The following is a 19,943-nucleotide window of genomic DNA, read 5'->3' as shown; positions in this document are numbered from 1 at the left end:
CCGGTGTCCCTCGAACACCGTCAAAATCCGGATATCCTCACCAGCGACACGGTAGATGATTCAATAGGATCGAAGGAAGACCTCTCGGACGTCGTTGCGCCCGAGCTCTGGCACGACGCGTCCGCCGAACGGCGTCGTCGCCGCGAGCTCCGCATGCTGAACGATGCGCGCTGTCCAGCGCGCAGCAGCCTTCCGGTTATCGCGTGCAATGAAGCGAAAGATGTCGACCAAGTCGTCGCGCGAACGTTCCGTCCAGACTACGGCCACGCAATCGGCCCAACCTCGCGCTCCAGTGAGTCCATGAGCGCCTTCGTGTCCATCACCCGGCCCGCGGCATCGTCGGCGAGCCCCTGTGCAATCGCACGAAGGAGGCGTACGCGGTCGTCCTCGGGACGTACGGGATCGGCCTGATCGCTCGTCGGAGTGATGGGATCCATGAGGGACAGGGTAGCGTACCGGCCCCTGCATGAGCAAGCCGTGCCTGGCAGCAAGCGCCTGCTGCCCGAGCCACCAACATCCACAGCCGCCTCGCTCGTCGACGTGCCCACCGCCCCGGAGGCCACGCTCGTCGACCTGGTGCTCGGCATCCCCGGCGCAGCCTCCCGCGTGCACGGCTTGCTCGAGCTCGGGTGCCTCTCGCCCCACGCCCTCGCGCAGCGCACCGAGCTCGGCCTCCACGACGCCCAGCGCCTGCTCGCCGCCCTCGAGCTCGGCCGACGCGTCCACGCCGCGCGCTCCCGCCGCCCGAGGCGCCTGCGCTCGCCGCGCGACATCGCCCGCTTCTTCGAGCCCACGCTCGCACCGCTCGTCCACGAGGAGCTCTGGATGGCCGCCCTCGACGTCCACCACGGCCTGCGCAGGCTGGCCGCCGTCGCCGGTGCGGAGACAATCCTTACCGATGGCAAAGCCATCGCATCACGGTAGTTGATGGCTACGGGCAGCGGTCGGGCGCACACACCCTTGTAGTCCCGCTGTCTTCCCCCCCCGGTCTGGCGACTCGCTCGTTCCCCCACGCAGCTAAAAAAAAATCGATCAACAACGATTCCCACACGCCTGGCTCCCCATATCGGCAAGCGCTTGTCATTCGATGCGCGGCGGCGCGACGACGCCTCAATCGCGTCTTCTCATCGATTTGAGATGGCGCATGATGCGATGATGAATTAGGGTCGTTCCCCGATGCACAACCGCTCTGACCAGTTCGCGAAGAGCTTGCTGCGCGACGGGCTCAGCCTCGTCTCGGCGGCGGAGACCGAGGTCGAGGTCCTGGCGGCGACCCAGAAGATCGACGTCTTCAGCGTGCCTGATCCGGCGCGCGAGGCCGAGCGCGCCAGGATGGGCCTGCTCGGCGAGCTCGCGGCGGAGCCAAGCCTGTTCGAGCCGTTCCACGGCACGCCGAGCCTCCGTCAGGTCCGGCGGTGTCTGCGCAAGCAGCTCACGTGGCATCACGAGCTCGAACGCCGCGCCCGCGCCGCTGCCGGCGCCGTCGTGCCGGAGGAGGACGCCGACGCGCCGCCGCAGCCGCCGGTGGCGTTCCCTGCGCTGGTCGTCATCAGCCCGGGCCGTCCTGAGACCGTGCTCGACGCCTACCGCTGCGAGCCGGCGCAACCGGGCGTCTACCACGCCGTGCCCGGCCTCGTGACGCGGGTGGTGGTGCTCGCGGAGCTGCCCCGGACGCGCGCGACGCTGATGCTGCGGCTGCTCGGCTCAGGCCGCGTCCTGCGCGAGGCGCTGGCCGATCTCGCGGCGCTGCCGGACGATGCCTGGGAGAAGAGCATCGCCACGCCGTTGCTGATACACTTCCGGCTCGGAACCAAGGAGCCGGCGATCGACGAGGAGGACGAGGTGAGCGCAGAGATCCGGGCGTGGGTCAAGGAGTACGAGCAGAAGCTTCGGGCCGAGGCGCGAACGGAAGGCCACAGGGAAGGCCTCAACGAAGGGCGCAACGAAGGGCGCAACGAAGGGCGCGCCGAGGAGGCGGCACGTGCCGTTCTGACCGCGCTCCGGGTTCGCGGCATCGCTGTGCCGGACATCGCGCGGGAGCGCATCCTGGCCGAGAAGGATCCGGACACGCTGGAGCGGTGGCTTGAGCGGGCCATCGTCGCCGCATCTCTCGCCGAGGTGCTCGACGGGCTGAGCTGAGCGACGCTGCTGCGGCTGCTCGCCGCCATCGAGCTCGGCTGGCGCACCCAGGAGCCAGCGATCGACGAGGAGGACGAGGTGAGCGCAGAAATCCGGGCGTGGGTTAAGGAGTACGAGCAAAAGCTTCGGGCCGAGGCGCGAACGGAAGGCCACAGGGAAGGCCTCAACGAAGGGCGCGCCGAGGAGGCGGCACGTGCCGTTCTGACCGCGCTCCGGGTTCGCGGCATCGCTGTGCCAGACGTCGCGCGGGAGCGCATCCTGGCCGAGAAGGATCCGGACACGCTGGAGCGGTGGCTTGAGCGGGCCATCGTCGCCGGGTCGCTCGCCGAGGTGCTCGACGGGCTGAGCTGAGCCCTGCCGGCCCACGACCTCGCGGCCGCGCCGAAGCGCCTCCACGCCTGTCGACGTGCGGCAGCAGCGCCGCAGGGACTCGACTCGTTGCGCAACTCTCCGGCCACCGCGGGGACCCCCTCGCGGACTCCCTCATGGACTGGCCGCGTGCGCCCCCGCCTCGCGCCCCCCGGCGCGACTCCCCGGCTCGAAGCAGACCGGCAGGCGCGTCGGGCCGTGCACGATGAGCGCCTTGCGCGGCTCCCACGGCTCCTTGCTCGCAAGCTCCAGGCCCCTCAGCCGCGTGAGGAGATCCGGCAGCGCGATCCGGGCCTCCAGGCGCGCCAGCGACGCCCCGATGCAGAAGTGGATGCCGTGCCCGAACCCGACGTGCGGGTTGGGGTCGCGCGCGACGTCGAACCGGCCAGGGTCGCGGAATTGCTGAGGATCTCGGTTCGCGGAGCCGATCACGGGCAGCACCAGCTTCCCGGCCGGGACCACCTGGCCATGCACCTCGACGGCGCGCCTCGTCTCGCGGAACACCATCTGGAGCGGCGAGCGATAGCGCAGGACCTCCTCGATCGCCGATGACACGAGATCGGGCGCCGCCCGGACGCGGGCCAGCTCCGCCGGGCTCTCGAGCAAGCACAGGATCGCGTTGTCGATCAGGTTCGTGGTCGTCTCGGTGCCCGCCGCGAGAAGGAACTGGAAGAAGCTCAGGAGATCGTCCTCGCTCAGCCGCTCGCCGTCCACCTCGGCCTCGACCAGGCGGGTCAAGAGGTCGTCCTCCGGCGCCCTCCGGCGCGCCTCGAGCAGGTCCGCGACATAGGCCTTCATCTCCTCCTTGACCGCGGCGTGCTCGCTCACGACCCTGGCCGCCGCCTCGCCCCCCGAGAGGGTGTGGCTGAGGTTCACGATCGCCTCGCTCCAGCGCATGAAACGCGCCCGGTCCTCGGCGGGAATGCCGATCATCTCGGCGATCACCATCGTGGGCAGCGGGCCCGCATAGTCCGCCGCGAGGTCCATCGTCCCGTGCTCGATCCGCTGATCCAGGAGCTCGCGCGACAGCTCGCGGATGCGCGGCTCGAGGCCCGCGATGGATCGCGGCGTGAAGGCCCGCTGGACGATCCCGCGGAGCTTCGTGTGACGCGGCGGGTCGGAGAAGACGATCCACTCCGGGGCCTTGCCGGTCGGGGGCGTCACGGCGGAGCTGAACGCGTCGTGGTCCGTCAGCGCCCGCTTCACCCCCTCGTAATCGAAGATCATCCAGAGATCGAACGGGGCGATGTGGAGCAGGGGAGAGCTGCTCCGCATCCGCTCGTACAAGGGATAGGGATCGCGCCGCACCTCGTCCGGAAACAAGTTCATCGCCAGGACCTCCGTCGTGTAGGCCGCCGGGAGCTGCCGCCCGCGGAGAGACGATGCTAGGGGATGTTGCGAGGGGATGGCGCGCTCGAAGACGCGTCGCCCGCGCCCTCGAGGCCCTGCGCGACCCGGCCGCCGACCCGCGCCCCGCCGCGCCGGAGAGGGTGTCCCCGGCGCACCTGCGGGCGCGGTTCGTCCGCGACGTCGGGCTGCCGAGCCGCACCTTCCGGCGCTGCTCTATTTGCGTTCGTAGAAGGTGAGGCTCACCCCACCCGCCGCACCCCCCGGGTCGGAGCTCACGTACGACTTCGTGTTGAGGATCGCGTAAGGGCCGTCCGCACGCGTCTCGAAGACCGGCACGAGCGCGCCGAACGGTCCACAGTTCCTCACCACGATGACCTCGCCGTCCCTCGAGGACAGCGCGTACCTGGCGTCCAGGACCGTGCTCGATCCGATGAGCTGGTAGTCCGCGCCTCCGGGGAGCACCGAGCCCGAGAGGCCGCTGAGCAGCATTCCACCGGTGACGGTGCCCCCGGTGATGGGAATGATGTTGCGCGTGCCGCGCTTGCTCGCGCCGACAGAAATGGATGAGCCGAGCGTGACGGACTCGGTGAACACGCTCGAGCCCCTCGCCCCGGTCGCCGTCGAGCACTCCCACGATTGATGGGGGACGCCGTCGGGATCCTTGAGCTGGATCTTCGGCTCTGCGGCGGCCACCTCGGAGATGTCATAGACGTCGAGCTGGAGCGTGCCCGCCTCGGCGTCGACGACACGGGTGCCCGCAAACTTCCCGGTGTTGAGCCACGCGAGCGCGCTCGACTGCGCCACCTCGAAATCGGGGACGATCCGGACGACCGAATCGCCGGCGGGGGCGACGCCGCAGCTCCGCAGATAGATGAGGGAGCCGTCGCTCGCCTTCAGGATGTTGATCTCCTCGAGCTCGACGGATCCGTTCGACAGCGTGAGCTCGAGGTCCATGCCGCCCGTGAGGAACGTGGCCTGGATCTTGTCGCCCTCGAGCGTGCCCCCCTTCACGTCGAGGAGGCGACGGTGTCCGAACTGGGTGGTCCCGACATCGTGGGTCTCGCCGAGCTGGAGCGTCGCCCGAAAGACGAGCTTGCCGCGCGTGGGGAGCGGAATGCCGTCGGGCATACCGCATGTCCACGATGGATCGGGGACGATCGTCGCCTCGCCGCCGCCGCCGCTGCCGCCGCCGCCGCCGTTGCCGACCATCCCGCCGGTGCCGCCGCTGCCAACGGTCTCCATGGCTCCACCGGTCCCGGCGATTCCGCCACCTGCGCCGCCCGTGCCGGCGCCATCACCGGTGCTCGTCGTTCCTCCAGGACCGCTCGGCGCCGCGCCCCCAGAGCCGCTGCTCGCCGTTCCTGCGCTGTCCTCTTCGTTGGACTGACCACACCCCCCAGCGCAGATGCCAAGGATTCCAATCAGCAAGAGCTTCGTTGAGAGATTCGCGATCTCCATCATCCGATCCACCTATCCAGGCAAGAGCATGTCGTTCGGGCGAGCTCTGGCTCAGAACTGCGAAAAGAAGCGCCAGATCGACTCACCGGAATTGCTCGGCATGGCGTGGCCGCCGCTGAACTCACACCAGACGACGGGGTAGCCCGCGTCGCAGCCCTCGTAGCTGACGCAGGGGCTCGGGTCGACCGGCTTGGTCTGCTGATCGCAGCCGTTTCGCTCGAGGAAGACATCGCGAGCCGTCCGACCATTGTCGAGCGGAACCACGTTGTCGGCGTCGCCGTGGGAGCCCCACATGGCCACAGGGTGGTCGCCGTTGTCGCAACCGCTGTAAAGCGCGCCGGACATGGGGGCGATGGCACGGAAGACGTCGCCCATCGCGCAGCCGATCGCGTAGGACATCATGCCGCCGTAGCTGAACCCCGTCGAAAAGATCCTGCTCTCGTCGATGCAGAGCTCGGCGCGGAGGCGGTCGAGCATGGCGCGGAGGAACGCGATGTCGCGGCCCCCCGTGTTCGCCCAGCCCTGGTCGATGCCCTCGGGCGAGACGAAGATCGCCGAGCCGGCGGCGCGGCTCTGGAGGCCGTAGTAGCCGCCGCCGAACCCCGTCGCGACCTGCTCGGCCGAGCCGCCGCGGGGGTGCCAGGTGAAGATCAGCCGGTAAGCACGGTTCGAATCGTAGCCGTCCGGTACGGCGAGGATGTACTCGCGCGTCGCGCCCCCGACATCGATGCTGAAGCGGCCGCTCTTCGGCGCCGTCGCGCTGCCGCACCCCGCGCTCTGCGCCTCGCCCCCGGAACCGCCCGAGCCAGAGCCGGCGCCCATGCCGCCCGCGCCAGCATCCCCCGAGGAGGGGCGCCCGCCGCTGCCGCCGACGCCACCGGTCACCCCCGATGAGCCGTCCGTCGCCGACGAGCCGCCCGTCGCCGACGAGCCACCGGTGGCGCCGGAGCCGCTGGTGCCAGGCCCGGCCAGCCCTCCGGCGCTGCCGCCGGCCTCGGTCGTCCCATCTCCTTGGCTGGAGCAGGCCAGCGCCGCGAACGCCGCGAGCGCGACGAGCCCTGGAGCGATCGCGCCCCAATTACGAAGCGTTTCCATTCGCCCTCGCCTCCCTGTCCCGAGATCACCGTGCGCCGCCGCATCACCCGATGCGGGTGACCGCAACGACGTCGTACCCGAGCGCTCTGGCGCGAGGCATAGGCATACTCGCCTATGCCCCGATGCGAGACGTCACGCCCGCGCGCGTGGGCTGGGCGATCCGGGCGAGCGTCGGCTTCGAACGAGCCCCGCCGCGCGCGCGACGTCGATCACCTCCGCCCGTCGCCCCCTCACCCGGTCCACGCCGCCCAGACCTCGTCGCGCTCCACGCGCGGGGCGCGCTCGACCGCCAGCTTGGCAAACACGGTCGGGCGCGGGACGCGGTCGAGGCGCACCTTCCGCCAGGGGAACACGGTCTGGCCTCCGACGGCCCCGAGCGGCGTCGAGGTCCGGTCGAGCCACACCTCGTCCACGCCGTCGAACACCGTGACGTCACGGCCCTGCCGGCGATCCACCACGATGCCGTGATCGTGAAGCGCGATCCGCAGGCCCCGGCGGCGCAGCGCCCAGGCCGCGAGCACGGAAGAGCCCGCCAGCCCGAACGGGAGCGACCGCAAAAAGCCTTGCCAGCCGGCGATGAATGCGCCGAAGATGCTCGTGAACGTCAGGAGCAGCGCGCCGCGCCCCGCGTGGAACAGCGCGTAGCGCCGGTGCACGGCGTGAACGGCGCGGAGCTTGCCGAGGCGCGGCTCGTCGAAAGGCGCCGTGGGGCGCTCCGCCGGCTGGCGAAATGGGTGCGGCTCCACGAAAGCGGCGTAGCAGAGGGGCAGCCGCGACCGTGAGAGAAGCACGCCTGCGCCGGCGCGCCGTCCCCTCGAGCCCGTCACGCCACCGAGCATCGATGCCAGTGCGGGCGACAGCGCGACCCGATGACGGCGTGGCTTCACGGCGCCCCCCCGATGCACCTGGGCCGCAGCGCTGATGTCTGTAGACCTCTATCGCCCCGCCGCGGAGCCGCCATGAGGCCCAAAGTCGCCGGAGCTCGCCGGCGCCGCGCGCGGAGAGGCGTGCACAACGCTTGCATAGGCCCGGCAGCGACGTCGCTGCGAAGCCCGGGTCGCAGCAGGTGCCGACCTGTCGAGGCCGATGCGAATTTGGCCGGCCGCCCATCGAAAAGTCCACCGATGACGGCCGGCGGAGAATATAAGACGGCCCGGGATTCGAAGCAGCTGGCCGCTCCTCCTCGTCGAGGACGCGGTGTTTCCCCCAACGTGCCTGCGCGCCGGTGCAGTCGACGGCCGCTCGCCCCATGCACCCATAGGTGATCCTGCGCATGAGAGTCCATTTCCCCCCTCGATGGATCTGCGGCGCCGCCGCACTAGCGGCGGCGGCGTGGGCCGCGCCAGCGTCCGCTCAGGAGGCGGGACCGGCGCGCGGCCTCGCGCTCAACCGCTTCAACCCAGCGCCCGCCGGCGACCGGATGTTCAGCGTGTCGTCGCCGTACGCGGCCTCGCCGCGCCAGGACGGCAGCCCCACGCTCCACCTCGCCCTGCTCGGCGACTACGCTCACAACCCGCTCGTGCTCACGCGCGAGGGCAGCGACGACCACCTCGGCGCCATCGTGGGGCACCAGCTGTTCCTGCACCTGAACGGCTCGCTCTCGCTCTGGGACCGGCTGCACGTGAACGTCGACGTGCCGCTCGCCGTGCTGCAGGAGGGGGATAGCCCGGCAGCCGAGGGGCTCTCGTTCGCCTCGCCGAGCGGCGCGCAGATCGGCGACCTCCGGGTCGGGCTGCGCCTCCGCCTGCTCGGCGACTACTTCGACCCGTTCCAGCTCGCCGTCGGCGGCTTCATCTGGTTCCCGACCGGCGGCGGCGAAGGCTCGTTCGTGGGCGAGGACTCGGTGCGCGGCATGCCCCAGCTCATCGCCGGCGGCCGGGTCCCGGGCTTCGTCTGGTCGGCCGCGGCTGGCGTCGATCTGCGCCCGGCGCAGACGTTCGCGCAGGTGCGGCAGGGCCTGATGTTCAACGGCGGCGCGGGCGTCGGCCTGCTGCTGCTGCCCGAGGAGCAGCTCCAGATCGGGCCCGAGGTGACCGTGTCGACGGTGCTGGAAAAGCCGGAGGCGCGCAACACGAACGTCGAGGCGCTGCTCGGGGTACGCTACCGCTTCGCGCCGGCGGTCCGCGACTTCGAGATCGGCGTCGCGGCCGGCCCCGGCTTCACGTCGGGCATCGGCACCCCGGACTTCCGCGCGGTCGCGATGCTCGCGTACTCGCCCGAGGTCCGGCGCGAGGACCCCGACCGCGACAAGGACGGCATCCTCAACGAGAACGACGCCTGCCCGGACGTGCCCGGCGTCGGCGACCCCGATCCCAAGAGGAACGGCTGCCCGCCGTCGGATCGCGACGAGGACGGCATCCTCGACCGCGTCGACGCGTGCCCGGACACGCCCGGCATCGCGAACGACGACCCGAAGAAGCACGGCTGCCCGCCGCCCGGGGACCGCGACAAGGACGGCATCACCGACGACGTCGACGCGTGCCCGGACGAGGCCGGCCCGAGCAACGAGGACCCGAAGAAGCACGGCTGCCCGCCGCCGCCCGACAAGGACGGCGACGGTGTGATCGACGCGGAGGACGCCTGCCCCGACATCCCCGGGCTCCGCACCTCGGATCCGGCGACGAACGGCTGCCCCGGCGATCGCGACGGCGACACGGTGCGCGACGACAAGGACGCCTGCCCGGACGAGAGGGGCAAGCCCGATCCGGATCCGGCGAAGAACGGCTGCCCCGTGGCGGTGCGCGTCACCGAGCAGGAGATCGTCATCCTGCAGCAGGTGCAGTTCGACACCGGCAAGGCGACCATCAAGAAGGCGAGCGACGAGCTCCTCGACGAGGTCGCGGGTGTGCTGAAGGAGCACCCGGAGATCACCAAGATCGAGGTGCAGGGGCACACAGATCCGCGCGGCGGACGCGCGTACAATATCCGGCTCAGCCAGGCGAGGGCCGAGTCGGTCACGAAGGCGCTGGTCCAGCGCGGCATCGAGGCCGAGCGGCTGGCGTCGAAGGGCTACGGGCCTGACGTCCCGATCGCGGAGAACGACACCGAAGAGGGACGCCAGAAGAACCGCCGCGTGCAGTTCAAGATCCTCGAGAAGAAGCCGAAGCAGCAGCAGGAGGCGCCGTGAAGCGACGTTATTTCATAGGTGGTCTTGTCGGGCTCGCCTGGATGGGCGGGCAGAGCGGCGCAGCGCACGCGGCGCCCGCGCTGCGCGTGCAGGTCGATCAGCGGGGCGACTTCGTCCTGATCGGGAACACGCTCGGCTACGAGTGCGGCGGCGACGGCATCGAGCCGCCCGTGCTGGGCGACGTCGGCCCGTGCGGGAGCAACACCGGCGACAGCGCGCCCGACATCTTCTGGCGCGCCGACTCGCCCGCGGAGGGCGGTGCGGAGGCGAGCAGCAGCATCACCGCCGCCCAGGCGCGCACCACGGCGGTGCTCCAGGTGCCGGCCGGCGCGACGGTCACCCACGCGTACCTGTACTGGTCCGCGCACCTCGGGCCCGTCGCGGGCGCCGGGACCGCGGACGAGGCCATCACCCTGGAGCGGCCCGGCGCGAGCGGCTTCTCCGAGGAGGTGACGGCCGATGACAGCGTCGAGAGAGTCAGCTCGAATCGCCTCTACTACCAGTCGGTCGCGGACATCACCCCGATCGTGCAGGCGCACGGGTCCGGCGCGTACCGGGTAAGCGGCGTCAACACCGCGAGCTTCACGAACAACCTTTTCGACAACCACTTCGCCGGGTGGTGGCTGGTCGTGTTCTACGAGCTCGCCTCCGAGCCGCCGCGCAACCTCGCGCTCTTCGACGGGCTCGACACGGTGGCCAGCGGGACGAGCACGACCGCCACCTTGTCGGGGTTCGTGGTGCCGAACGCGGGCTATGACGCGAAGATCGGCATGGTCACGTTCGAGGGGGACCAGTCCATCCCCGGAGACGCGTTCCTCTTCAACGGGGTGGCGCTCGCCAACGATCAGAACCCCGTCGACAACTTCTTCAATGGCACGCGGTCCTACTTCGGCGTGCCGGTGTCGAACGAGGGCGACCTCCCCCGGCTGGCGGGGACCCCCGGGACCATGGCCGGCATGGACATCGACGTCTTCAACATCAGGGATATGGTGACCCCGGGCCTGACCTCGGCGCCCATCGTGGCGTCGAGCACCATGGACCTGTATTTCCTCGCCGGCTTCGTCACGTCGATCTCGACGTTCAAGCCGGACTTCACGTCCTCCACGAAGTCGGCCGTCGACGTGAACGGCGGGCTGCTGCTCCCGGGTGACGTGATCCGGTACACGATCCAGGTCGTCAACACCGGCAACGACGCGTCGGTCAACACCGTGCTGACCGATCCGCTGCCCGCGGGCGTGACGTACGTGCCGGGGTCGCTCTCGGTCACGGCGGGCGCCAACATGGGCGCGAAGACGGACGCGGCCGGCGACGACCAGGGCGAGTACGACGCCGCGACGCGCACGGTCCGCGTGCGGCTCGGCACCGGCGCGAACGGCGCGACGGGGGGCTCGCTCCCCGCCGCCACCGGGTCGTCGACGGTCACCTTCCAGGTGAGGGTCGACGCCGGCGCCTCGGGCCTCATCCGCAACCAGGCGATCGTCAGCGCGGCCGGGCAGCAGGGCGCGCCGGCCGAGGAGACGCCGACCGACGGCAACGGGCCGACCGACGGCGTGCCGCCGACCGAGAGCGTCGTCGACGAGTGCGAGACGAACGCGCAGTGCGCCGCGCCGACGCCGTACTGCGAGACGGCGGGGACGCCCAACACGTGCGTCGAGTGCCTCACCGACGCGCACTGCGGGACGCTCACCCCGACGTGCGATCCCGAGGGCAACACCTGCGTCTGCGAGCCCACGGGCGCCGAGGTCTGCGGCGACTCGATCGACAACGACTGCGACGGCGTGCTCAACAACGGCTGCGACTCGGACAACGACGGGATCGAGGATCCCGACGAGGTCGAGGCCGGCACCGACCCGAACGACGCCGACAGCGACGACGACGGCGTGCCCGACGGGCAGGAGCCGCGCTGGAACGAGGACACCGACGGCGACGGCCTCATCAACGCGCTCGACCCCGACAGCGACAACGACGGGCTCTACGACGGCACCGAGCTCGGCCTGCCCTGCGACAACCCGGCCACCAACGCGGCCGCGGGCCACTGCCGCGCCGACGGGGACGCGGGGGCGACGAAGACCGACCCGCTCGACGCCGACAGCGACGACGGCGGCGTGTCCGACGGGAACGAGGACGTCGACCTCGACGGCGTCGTCGACGAGGGCGAGACCGATCCGAACAACGGCGACGACGACGTGCCGCCGGTGGACTCGGACGGCGACGGGCTGAGCGACGAGCTGGAGGAGACGATCGGGACCGATCCGAACGACGCCGACAGCGACGACGACGGCGTGCTCGACGGCGACGAGCCGAACTTCAGCGACGACACCGACGGCGACGGCCTCATCAACGCGCTCGACGTCGACAGCGACAACGACGGGCTGTTCGACGGCACCGAGCTCGGGCTGGGCTGCGACAACCCGGCCACCAACACGGAAGCGGGCCACTGCATCGCCGACGCGGACGAGGGGGCGACCAAGACCTCGCCGCTCGACGCGGACACCGACGACGGCGGCGTGACCGACGGAAACGAGGACATCAACCGCAACGGCGTGGTCGACGCGGACGAGACCGACCCGAACGACGGCCGCGACGACCTGCCGATGGTCGACACCGACGGCGACGGGCTGAGCGACGCGCTCGAGACCGAGATCGGCACCGACCCGAACGACGCGGACAGCGACGACGACGGCGTGATCGACGGCGACGAGCCGAACTTCCGCGACGATCACGACGGCGACGGGCTCATCAACGCGCTCGACCCCGACAGCGACGGCGACGGGCTGTTCGACGGCACCGAGCTCGGCCTGCCCTGCGGCCTCGAGGCCACCGACCCCGAGGCGGGCAACTGCATCGCGGACGCCGACCCGACGACGACCACGAACCCGCTCGATCCGGACACGGACGACGGCGGCGTGCCCGACGGCGTGGAGGACGCGAACCACAACGGCGCCATCGACGCGGGCGAGACCGATCCGAACAACGGCGCCGACGACGCCGTGGCGGACGATCGCGACGGCGACGGGCTGCCCGACGCGGTGGAGGAGATGATCGGGAGCGATCCGGACGACGCCGACAGCGACGACGACGGCGTGCCCGACGGGCAGGAGCCGCGCCCCGGTGAGGACACCGACGGCGACGGGCTCATCAACGTGCTCGACGTGGACAGCGACAACGACGGGCTGTTCGACGGCACCGAGCTCGGGCTGGGCTGCGACGGCGAGGGCACGAACGCGGCCGCGGGCCACTGCCGCCCTGACGCGGACAACGGCGCGACGAAGACCGACCCGCTCGACGCGGACACGGACGACGGCGGCGTGCCCGACGGCCAGGAGGACGTGAACCTCAACGGCGCCATCGACCCGGGCGAGACCGATCCCAACAACGGCGACGACGACGGGATGCCGGCGGACACCGACGGCGACGGGCTGATCGACGCGCTCGAGGAGGAGATCGGAACCGACCCGAACGACGCGGACAGCGACGACGACGGCGTGCTCGACGGCGCCGAGCCGAACTTCAGCGACGACCACGACGGCGACGGGCTGATCAACGCGCTCGACCCCGACAGCGACAACGACGGGCTGTTCGACGGCACCGAGCTCGGGCTCGACTGCTCCGACGCGGCGACCGACCCGGCCGCGGAGACCTGCATCCCGGACGCCGACCCGACGACGACCACGAACCCGCTCGATCCGGACACGGACGACGGCGGCGTGCCCGACGGCGTGGAGGACGCGAACCACAACGGCGCCATCGACCCTGGCGAGACCGACCCCAACAACGGGGACGACGATCTGGTCGAGACGTGCAGGCAGGACAGCGACTGCGGCGGCCCGACGAGCGGGTCGATCTGCGTGGATCATGCCTGCGTGGACGGCTGCCGCGGCGCCGACGGCAACAGCTGCCCGTCCGACGAGGTGTGCAGCTCGACCGACAGCGCGCCGGGCACCTGCGGGCCCGCCGAGGCGAACGATCCGACCGGCATCTTCGCCGAGGGCAACGGCCTCTGCACCGCGCGGCCCGGGCCCGCGGGCAACGCCCGGAGCGCGGCTGCGCTCCTGCCCATGCTCGCCGCCCTCGCCGGCCTGGCCCTGCGCCGGCGCCGCACGGGCCGCTAGCGATAGCGAGAGGGCCCCGCCGCGGCGCGGGGCCCTCTCATCCCCGCCGCGGCGCGGGGCCCTCTCATCCCCGCCGCGGCGCGGGGCCCTCTCATGTAGTTTTCTTGCTCACCTGTAGCGTTCCTCCGTAGCGTACCGCGCTGAGGAGAACGACCATGGAGATGCTGCTCGCCAGCGAGCGCCGCGTCACGCGCCGCGCCGCGATCGTGGAGTGCCATGCCGTGCGCGAGCGGGGCTTCCGGCTGCTCGGGACTCGGGCGATCGACCTGTCCATCGACGGCATGCTCGTGCTGACGAGCGCCCGCGCGCTCACGGGCGAGCCGGTGATCGTCTCGTTCCGGATCCCGGACACGGACGTCTGGATCGACGCGACGGCGACGATCGCGCGCACCCTGCACGGCCGGCGCGAGGGGGACCCGGGCCGCGCCGTGGGCCTGCGCTTCGACCCGCTCGACGGCGCGTCGACCCGCCGCCTCCGCACGGCGCTCGAGCGCTTCCCGCCGACCTACCCGTACCGCGCGCAACGCGTCGACTACGCGGCGACGGCCGCGATGATCGCGCTCAGCTGATCGGCGCGCAGGCGAGCGGGCCGGCATCGCCCCTCGCGCGACGGCCGCCTGCGGGGCGCTTGGGAGCACCTCGAGCGGCTGGCCGGCGCCCCCGCCGGCACGTGCGACGAGCGCGCCGCCCGGCGAGGTGTGTCACGACCCGTATTCCGCCGGGAACGGGCCATACCCTCGGTCGAATAGGCTTCTCGGCCTCGCTCCGCTCTCGAGCGACCGCCACGCAACATGCCCGTCCTGCACTCACGACGGGCGGCGCGAGCGTTCACCACACAACTGCGCGGCAGGAGCGATAAGCCATCTTCAACGCGAGCACGCGAGCACGCGAGCACGCGAGCATTGACTCGCTGGAGACCACGGCTACCATGGCCATCGCGCAACAGGCGAGCATCCGCACACCGCCGCGCGAGCCCCGCAGTCGAGCGGCGCAGCAACGGAGTCGACCATGCAAACGTTCCTTCGATTCGCGCGAGCGATCGCGGCGGCGGCGCTGCTCTGCGCCGTCGCCGCCCCGGCCGAGGCGCAGGTGCTGGGCCCGGCGCCCGAGGGCTGCACCGACGAGGTCCTCCCGAGCCGCGCGCGCATCCGCCTCTGCATTCCCCGTCGCGGATGGAACGGCGACCTCCTCGTGTGGGCGCACGGATATGTCTCCCCTCTCCAGCCCCTCGACTTCTACAGCTTCTCGTTCCCCGAGGGGTTCAACCCGCAGGAGGCCGCGCTGAGCCGCGGTTTCGCCTTCGCGACGACGAGCTATCGGCGAAACGGGCTCGCAATCCTCCCGGGCGTCGAGGACGTCCGGCAGCTCGTCGAGGCGTTCCGCGCGAGGGCGCTTCCGGCGCACACGTACCTGTTCGGCGTCTCCGAAGGCGGACTCGTCACGACGCTCTCGCTCGAGCGGTATCCGGAGCTGTACAGCGGCGGGCTGGCCATGTGCGGGCCCATCGGCAGCTTCCGGGAGCAGCTCAACTACTTCGGCGATTTCCGGGCGCTCTTCGACTACTTCTTTCCCGGCGTGATCCCCGGCAGCGCCATCGAGATTCCACCGGAGGTGATCGCCGGCTGGTTCACCGTCTACCTGCCGCGGGTGCAGGCCGCCATCGCCGCGAACCCCGGCGCGGCCAAGCAGCTCGTCCGCACCGCGAAGGCGGCCTTCGACCCGGGCGACCCGGAGACCATCGCGACGACCATCGTTAGCGTGCTCGAGTTCAACATCTTCGCCACGAACGACGCGGTCGAGCAGCTCGGGGGAAACCCCTACGACAACCGCGGGCGCCTCTACGTCGGCTCGCACAACGATCTCTTGCTCAACCTGCGGGTCGAGCGCTTCGCCGCCTCGCCGCGCGCGCTCCGGAACGTCGCCGAGCACGAGACCACCGGCGACGTGTCGCTCCCGCTGGTGACGCTCCACACCACCCTGGATCCGATCGTCCCCTATTGGCACGAGCCGCTTTACCTGCTCAAGGTCGACACCTCGGATCGCGGCGTCGTGGTCCCTATCCCGGTCCACCGCTACGGCCACTGCGCTCTGACCAACGAGGAAATCCTGGGCTCTCTGAAGCTCCTCCTCGCCCTCGGCCGTTGAGCGCGCGCGCCGGCCGGCCGGGCGCGCGGCGCTTGCATTCATGCAGCCACACCTGGCTCGGAGCGCGGCCGCCGATGGGCGGAGGCCGCGACGACGCCGGTGTGGAACCCGACCCAGATCGGAGGTACCTCTCGGGGGCCGCCGGTAAAGTCCGCCGCGCGGGCACCGAAGGAGCTCGAGCGATGATCAAGATCTCCGGCCCGAACGCCGACGAGATCCGGTGCTGGAACGAGGTCGCCGGACCGAAGTGGGTGGCCCTCAACGACCTCATCTCGGCGCAGATGCGGCCGCTCGGCGCCCTCGCCATGGATCGCGCCGGGATCGCCGCGGGCGAGCGCGTCCTCGACGTCGGCTGCGGCATCGGCGAGACGACGCTCGAGCTCGGCCGCCGCGTCGGCGCTTCGGGCGCCGTGGTCGGCGTGGACGTCTCGGCGCCGATGCTGGACAGGGCGCGCGCCGCGGCGCAGGCGGCGGGCGCCGCGAACGTGGCCTTCGAGAACGCGGACGCGCAGACCGCGGCGCTGCCCGGGCCGTTCGATGTCCTCTACTCGCGCTTCGGGGTGATGTTCTTCGCCGACCCCGCGGCGGCCTTCGAGAACCTCCGGAAGGCGCTGCGGCGCGGCGCGCGGCTCGCCTTCGTCTGCTGGCGATCGCTCCAGGAGAACCCGTGGCTCTCGGTGCCGACCCAGATCTTGGGCAGGCACCTCCCGCTGGCGCAGGCCGACCCGCACGCGCCCGGCCCGTTCGCGTTCGCCGACGCAGCGCGTGTCGGCGACGTCCTCTCGCGCGCCGGGTTCGTCCGGGTGCAGTGCGAGCCGATCGACCAGGAGCTCTCGATCGCAGGCGGGAGAGCGCTCGACGAGACCGTCGATTTCCTCCTGAAGATGGGTCCGGCGGCCGCCGCGCTGCGCGAGGCGAACGCCGCGCCGGAGCTCGTCGATCGCGTGCGCGCCGACCTGCGCGAGGCCATCGCGCCCCACGCGGGCGCCGAGGGCGTGCGCATGGGGAGCGCCGTGTGGATCGTGACGGCGGCCGCGGAGTGACGGCGAGGCGAGGCGGCAAGCCCGGCGAGGTCGCCGGGCGCGCCGCCGGACAGCGGGGCGAGGGTGTCAGGCCGCGTCGGGGAGCTCGACGTCGGCCGCCGGGAACTCGGCCCGGAAGCCGGAGAGCCGGACGGCGAACACGACCCGCCCCGCGTCGATGGGCGGCATGCGCGCCGGATCGACACGCGCGTCGAGCAGGCGCGCGCGGCGGACACGCCCGGCCGCGGTCGGCGTGCAGAAGTAATCGTGCCCGTCGCGGTGGTGCACGAGCCCGCGAAGGCGCGCGGGCACGAGCGCGCTCGAGGCAGGCAGGCTCGGGCCCGCGGCCGCGAAGCGCACGTCGGCGAAGACGTCGCCCCCCTGCGACGCCCGGAGCCGCTCGCTGCCGTCGGCCTCGCGCGCGAGATCGAAATCGGCGCGCTCCTTGGGGATACCCCAGTTGGCCTGGCCGCTCACCACGCTCTCCCACGAGCTGACGTAGATCTTGCTGATCGACCAGCGCAGGCCGCGGCGCGTGCGGTAGCGCCCGGGGATGAACAGGAGCTCGCGATAAGGCCCCACGTTCGAGGACGCGTAGTCGAGCGCCATGAGCAGGCTGTAACGCCCGTCGAAGCGCGGGCGGAGCGCCTCCGGGATGAAGCACCGCTCCCGGAGCAGGCGCTCCGGGAGCTCGAGCATCGCGATGTAGGCGTCGCCGGTCAGCGTCCACGGCGCCGGAGCTATCTTGACGTCAGGAGGATGGCTTCCAGCGCTCTGATCCATTCCAGATCTCCGTGGGCTCGATAGAGCGAGCCGGCACGCTATCACGGTCGAGCAGCGTCAGGGGATGCATCGCTATCCATGCAAAGATCCAGTCCGTGCCGCTGACGCCCCATCTCGCGTTCGTATCCGACGATACCACGGGCGTCTCCGGAAGCGTGCGAGTCGCCGCCGCCGATCTCCTCTCCGAGCACCGCCGCTCGTCCGATGGCGGTCGGGGCTGCCGGGCGCGCCGGGCCCGCTACCCGAGCAGGTCGATGCCTCCCGGGGGCCGCGGGGCGACCGCGAGCTCGGACCGCTCGAGGTGGGCGAGGACGGCGAGGACCGCCGCCTCGTCCCACGCGTCGCCGATGATCTGCAGGCCGATGGGCAGGCGCTCGGCGTCGATGCCGACGGGCGCGGTGCCGGCGGGGAGGCCGGTGAGGTTGGCGAGGAAGGCGAAGCGGCACACCCCCTCGAGGGCCGCGGGGTCGAGGAAGGCGCGCCCCTCCTCGGCTTGCTGGTAGCGGGGCGCGGTGATCGCGGTCGTCGGGAGCGCGAGCACGTCGACGCCGGCGAGGGCCCGCGCCACCTCGCGCCGCATCCCGGCGCGCAGCCGCGCGGCGTCGCGCCGCTCGCGCGCGGTGACGCCCGAGAGCACGCTGAAGGTGACGCGCAGGTCCTCGCTGATGAGGTCGCGCTGCTCCCGAAAGGCGCGCTGGTGGGCCTCGAGCGACTCGGGGCCGATGACGAGGTAGCCGATCTGCGCGGCGTACCGGGCGATCGGGATCTGCACGTCCACGAGGACGGCCCCCTCGCGCTCGAGCGCGCGCAGCGCGCCCCGGCACGCGCTCGCGATCGGGACGCTGGCGTCGCGCCACTCGGCCTCGTCGACGCCGATGCGCAGGCCGCGCACGCCGGCGCCGAGGAGCGCGCCGAAGCCGCCGGGGGGCGGCGGAGGCGCCCACGCGGTGAGGTCGTCGTCGGGGTCGGGCTCGCTCGCGACGGCGTCGAGGAAGAGGGCGAGATCGGCCGCGCTGCAGGCGATCGGGCCGGCGTGGGCGACCGAGCCCTTGAAGCCGTCGCCGGCGCGGCTCACGCGGCCGAAGGTCGGCTTGAGGCCGAAGATGCCGTTCAGCGCGGCGGGCGTCCGGATCGAGCCGCCGCCGTCGCCGCCGGCCGCGAGCGGGGCGAGCCCGAGCGCGACGCCGACGGCGGAGCCGGTGGAGGAGCCGCCGGCCGCACGCTCGCTGTGGTGCGGGTTGTGGGGCATGCGCTGGTGGACGTTGTTGCCGAGCGGCGACATCCCCCACTCGGTCAGCACCGTCTTGCAGAGGAGCACGGCGCCCGCCTGGCGGAGCCGGGCGACGACGGCGGCGTCGCCCGGCGCGGGCTCGAGCGGGCCGCAGCGCGAGCCGAGCGTGGTCGGGAGGCCCTCGACGTCGAACTCGTCCTTGACGAGGAAGGGCACGCCGTCGAGCGGGCCGCGCGCCCGGCCGGCGGCGTGGCGCGCGGCCGCCGCGTCGGCGTCGCGGAGCGCCGCCTCGCGCGCGGCGGCGACGGCGATGTTCATGCACGGGCGCTGCGCGGCGAGCGCGTCGATCTCGGACAGGGCGCGCTCGGCGACGCGGCGCGGGTCGGCGGCGCCGTGGCGGTAGGCCGCCGCGTAGGCGAGCGAGGTCCTGGGCCAGTCGCGGCGCGGGAGCGCGCCGAGCGCGGCGTCGCCCCAGCGCCGCGGCGCCGCGGCCTGGATCGGCCGGGCCTGCGCGGGGATGTCGTCGCGCCATGCGTCCGGGAGCGACGAGAGGCGATCGATGCCCAGGGCGCGCTTCAGCACCTTCCGGAGCGCGGCGGACGATCCGGGCGCCTCGGCCGCGAGGCGCGCTGCGGTGAGCGCGCGGCCCGTGAGTCGGGGTACCTTCATGCGGCGCAGCTTACTCGACGGACCCCGTCGCGCGGCGGGCCGCGATCGCGGTGGGCGTCGAGATCGCGCCGTGGGGGCGCGGCGGCGGGGGCGCGGCGGCGGGGGCGCGCGGCGGGGGCGCGGCGGCGGGGGCGCGGCGGCGGGGGCGCGGCAGGGCGGGGGCGCGGGGCGGGCGCGGGGCGGGCGCGCGGCGGCGCATGTGCGGCGGCGCCTGCGCGGCGGCGGGTCCGCGGCGGCGGGGCGCGGGGCGGGCGCGCGGCGGCGCGGGCGCGGGGCGGGCGCGCGGCGGCGAGCTGGTTCGGCGCTGGTCGTGGCGGCACGTGCACCTCGGTGCGAGGGGGACGTCGTGGGCGCCGGCCCTCCAGGGGGTTCGCTGGACGTGGAGCGAGGCGGCGTGGAAGGCGGAGCTGCCGCAACGGACGGCCTACCCCGCGGGGAGCTCG

16 protein-coding genes are annotated in these 19,943 nt (G+C 72.3%); 8 read left to right on the top strand and 8 right to left on the bottom strand.

Annotation, left to right across the window (positions count from 1 at the left end; translation table 11 throughout):
• Nucleotides 1–60 precede the first annotated feature (60 nt).
• A complete protein-coding gene (locus WMF20_RS00715; RefSeq protein WP_437609769.1) occupies nt 61–267 on the bottom strand; it encodes a type II toxin-antitoxin system RelE/ParE family toxin in 207 nt (68 codons plus the stop codon).
• Nucleotides 258–437 carry a hypothetical protein gene (locus WMF20_RS00710; RefSeq protein ID WP_437609767.1) on the bottom strand — a complete coding sequence of 60 codons (180 nt, stop codon included), beginning with the start codon at nt 435–437 and terminating at the stop codon, nt 258–260. The genes WMF20_RS00715 and WMF20_RS00710 overlap by 10 nt, the downstream gene beginning before the upstream one ends.
• Nucleotides 438–477: 40 nt before the next feature.
• On the opposite strand from WMF20_RS00710, the gene WMF20_RS00705 reads away from it, so the two are divergent.
• The 3 genes from WMF20_RS00705 to WMF20_RS00695 all read left to right on the top strand — a co-directional run bounded on the left by WMF20_RS00705 (nt 478) and on the right by WMF20_RS00695 (nt 2,490).
• On the top strand, nt 478–924 hold the full coding sequence (locus WMF20_RS00705; protein WP_437609764.1) for a hypothetical protein: 447 nt from the start codon (nt 478–480) through the stop codon (nt 922–924).
• A 252-nt stretch (nt 925–1,176) separates the two neighbouring features.
• Nucleotides 1,177–2,139 carry a hypothetical protein gene (locus WMF20_RS00700; protein WP_437609762.1) on the top strand — a complete coding sequence of 321 codons (963 nt, stop codon included), beginning with the start codon at nt 1,177–1,179 and terminating at the stop codon, nt 2,137–2,139.
• Nucleotides 2,140–2,217: 78 nt separating this feature from the next.
• Nucleotides 2,218–2,490, top strand: a complete 273-nt coding sequence (locus WMF20_RS00695; protein ID WP_437609760.1) for a hypothetical protein — start codon at nt 2,218–2,220, stop codon at nt 2,488–2,490.
• 132 nt (nt 2,491–2,622) lie between these two features.
• On the opposite strand, the gene WMF20_RS00690 is transcribed toward WMF20_RS00695, so the two are convergent.
• From WMF20_RS00690 to WMF20_RS00675, 4 genes are all read right to left on the bottom strand, one after another.
• Entirely contained in the window at nt 2,623–3,837 is a 1,215-nt protein-coding gene (locus WMF20_RS00690; RefSeq protein WP_437609757.1) for a cytochrome P450, read from the bottom strand.
• Nucleotides 3,838–4,071: 234 nt separating this feature from the next.
• On the bottom strand, nt 4,072–5,100 hold the full coding sequence (locus WMF20_RS00685) for a DUF3237 domain-containing protein (RefSeq protein ID WP_437609755.1): 1,029 nt from the start codon (nt 5,098–5,100) through the stop codon (nt 4,072–4,074).
• A gap of 267 nt (nt 5,101–5,367) precedes the next feature.
• Entirely contained in the window at nt 5,368–6,411 is a 1,044-nt protein-coding gene (locus tag WMF20_RS00680) for an alpha/beta hydrolase family esterase (protein WP_437609753.1), read from the bottom strand.
• A 230-nt stretch (nt 6,412–6,641) separates the two neighbouring features.
• Nucleotides 6,642–7,157, bottom strand: coding sequence for a hypothetical protein (locus WMF20_RS00675; RefSeq protein WP_437609751.1), 516 nt, complete (start codon nt 7,155–7,157; stop codon nt 6,642–6,644).
• Between the two features lie 527 nt (nt 7,158–7,684).
• Between WMF20_RS00675 and WMF20_RS00670 the strand changes: the two genes are divergently transcribed.
• The 5 genes from WMF20_RS00670 (at nt 7,685) to WMF20_RS00650 (ending at nt 16,838) form a co-directional block, all read left to right on the top strand.
• Entirely contained in the window at nt 7,685–9,538 is a 1,854-nt protein-coding gene (locus WMF20_RS00670) for an OmpA family protein (RefSeq protein WP_437609749.1), read from the top strand.
• Nucleotides 9,535–13,650: a DUF3344 domain-containing protein gene (locus tag WMF20_RS00665; protein ID WP_437609747.1), complete on the top strand. Its 4,116-nt coding sequence runs from the start codon at nt 9,535–9,537 to the stop codon at nt 13,648–13,650. Before WMF20_RS00670 ends, WMF20_RS00665 begins: the two co-directional genes overlap by 4 nt.
• 155 nt (nt 13,651–13,805) lie before the next feature.
• Nucleotides 13,806–14,219, top strand: coding sequence for a PilZ domain-containing protein (locus tag WMF20_RS00660; protein ID WP_129572480.1), 414 nt, complete (start codon nt 13,806–13,808; stop codon nt 14,217–14,219).
• A gap of 439 nt (nt 14,220–14,658) precedes the next feature.
• Nucleotides 14,659–15,795, top strand: a complete 1,137-nt coding sequence (locus WMF20_RS00655; RefSeq protein WP_129572479.1) for a hypothetical protein — start codon at nt 14,659–14,661, stop codon at nt 15,793–15,795.
• Between the two features lie 182 nt (nt 15,796–15,977).
• Nucleotides 15,978–16,838 carry a class I SAM-dependent methyltransferase gene (locus WMF20_RS00650; RefSeq protein ID WP_437609744.1) on the top strand — a complete coding sequence of 287 codons (861 nt, stop codon included), beginning with the start codon at nt 15,978–15,980 and terminating at the stop codon, nt 16,836–16,838.
• 66 nt (nt 16,839–16,904) lie between these two features.
• Here WMF20_RS00650 and WMF20_RS00645 read toward each other — a convergent pair whose 3' ends face one another.
• Together WMF20_RS00645 and WMF20_RS00640 are read right to left on the bottom strand one after the other, a co-directional pair.
• Nucleotides 16,905–17,600 (bottom strand): acetoacetate decarboxylase family protein, encoded by a 696-nt coding sequence (locus tag WMF20_RS00645; protein ID WP_437609741.1) that lies wholly within the window; start codon nt 17,598–17,600, stop codon nt 16,905–16,907.
• A 238-nt stretch (nt 17,601–17,838) separates the two neighbouring features.
• Nucleotides 17,839–19,500: an amidase gene (locus WMF20_RS00640; protein WP_437609739.1), complete on the bottom strand. Its 1,662-nt coding sequence runs from the start codon at nt 19,498–19,500 to the stop codon at nt 17,839–17,841.
• Nucleotides 19,501–19,943 lie beyond the last annotated feature (443 nt).

Origin of the sequence: Sorangium sp. So ce834 (assembly GCF_051521425.1) — a bacterium.
Classification (GTDB): Bacteria; Myxococcota_A; Polyangia; order Polyangiales; family Polyangiaceae; genus Sorangium; species Sorangium cellulosum_D.
Note: the sequence above shows the minus strand (reverse complement) of the source record. Positions and strands in the feature narration are given on the sequence as shown.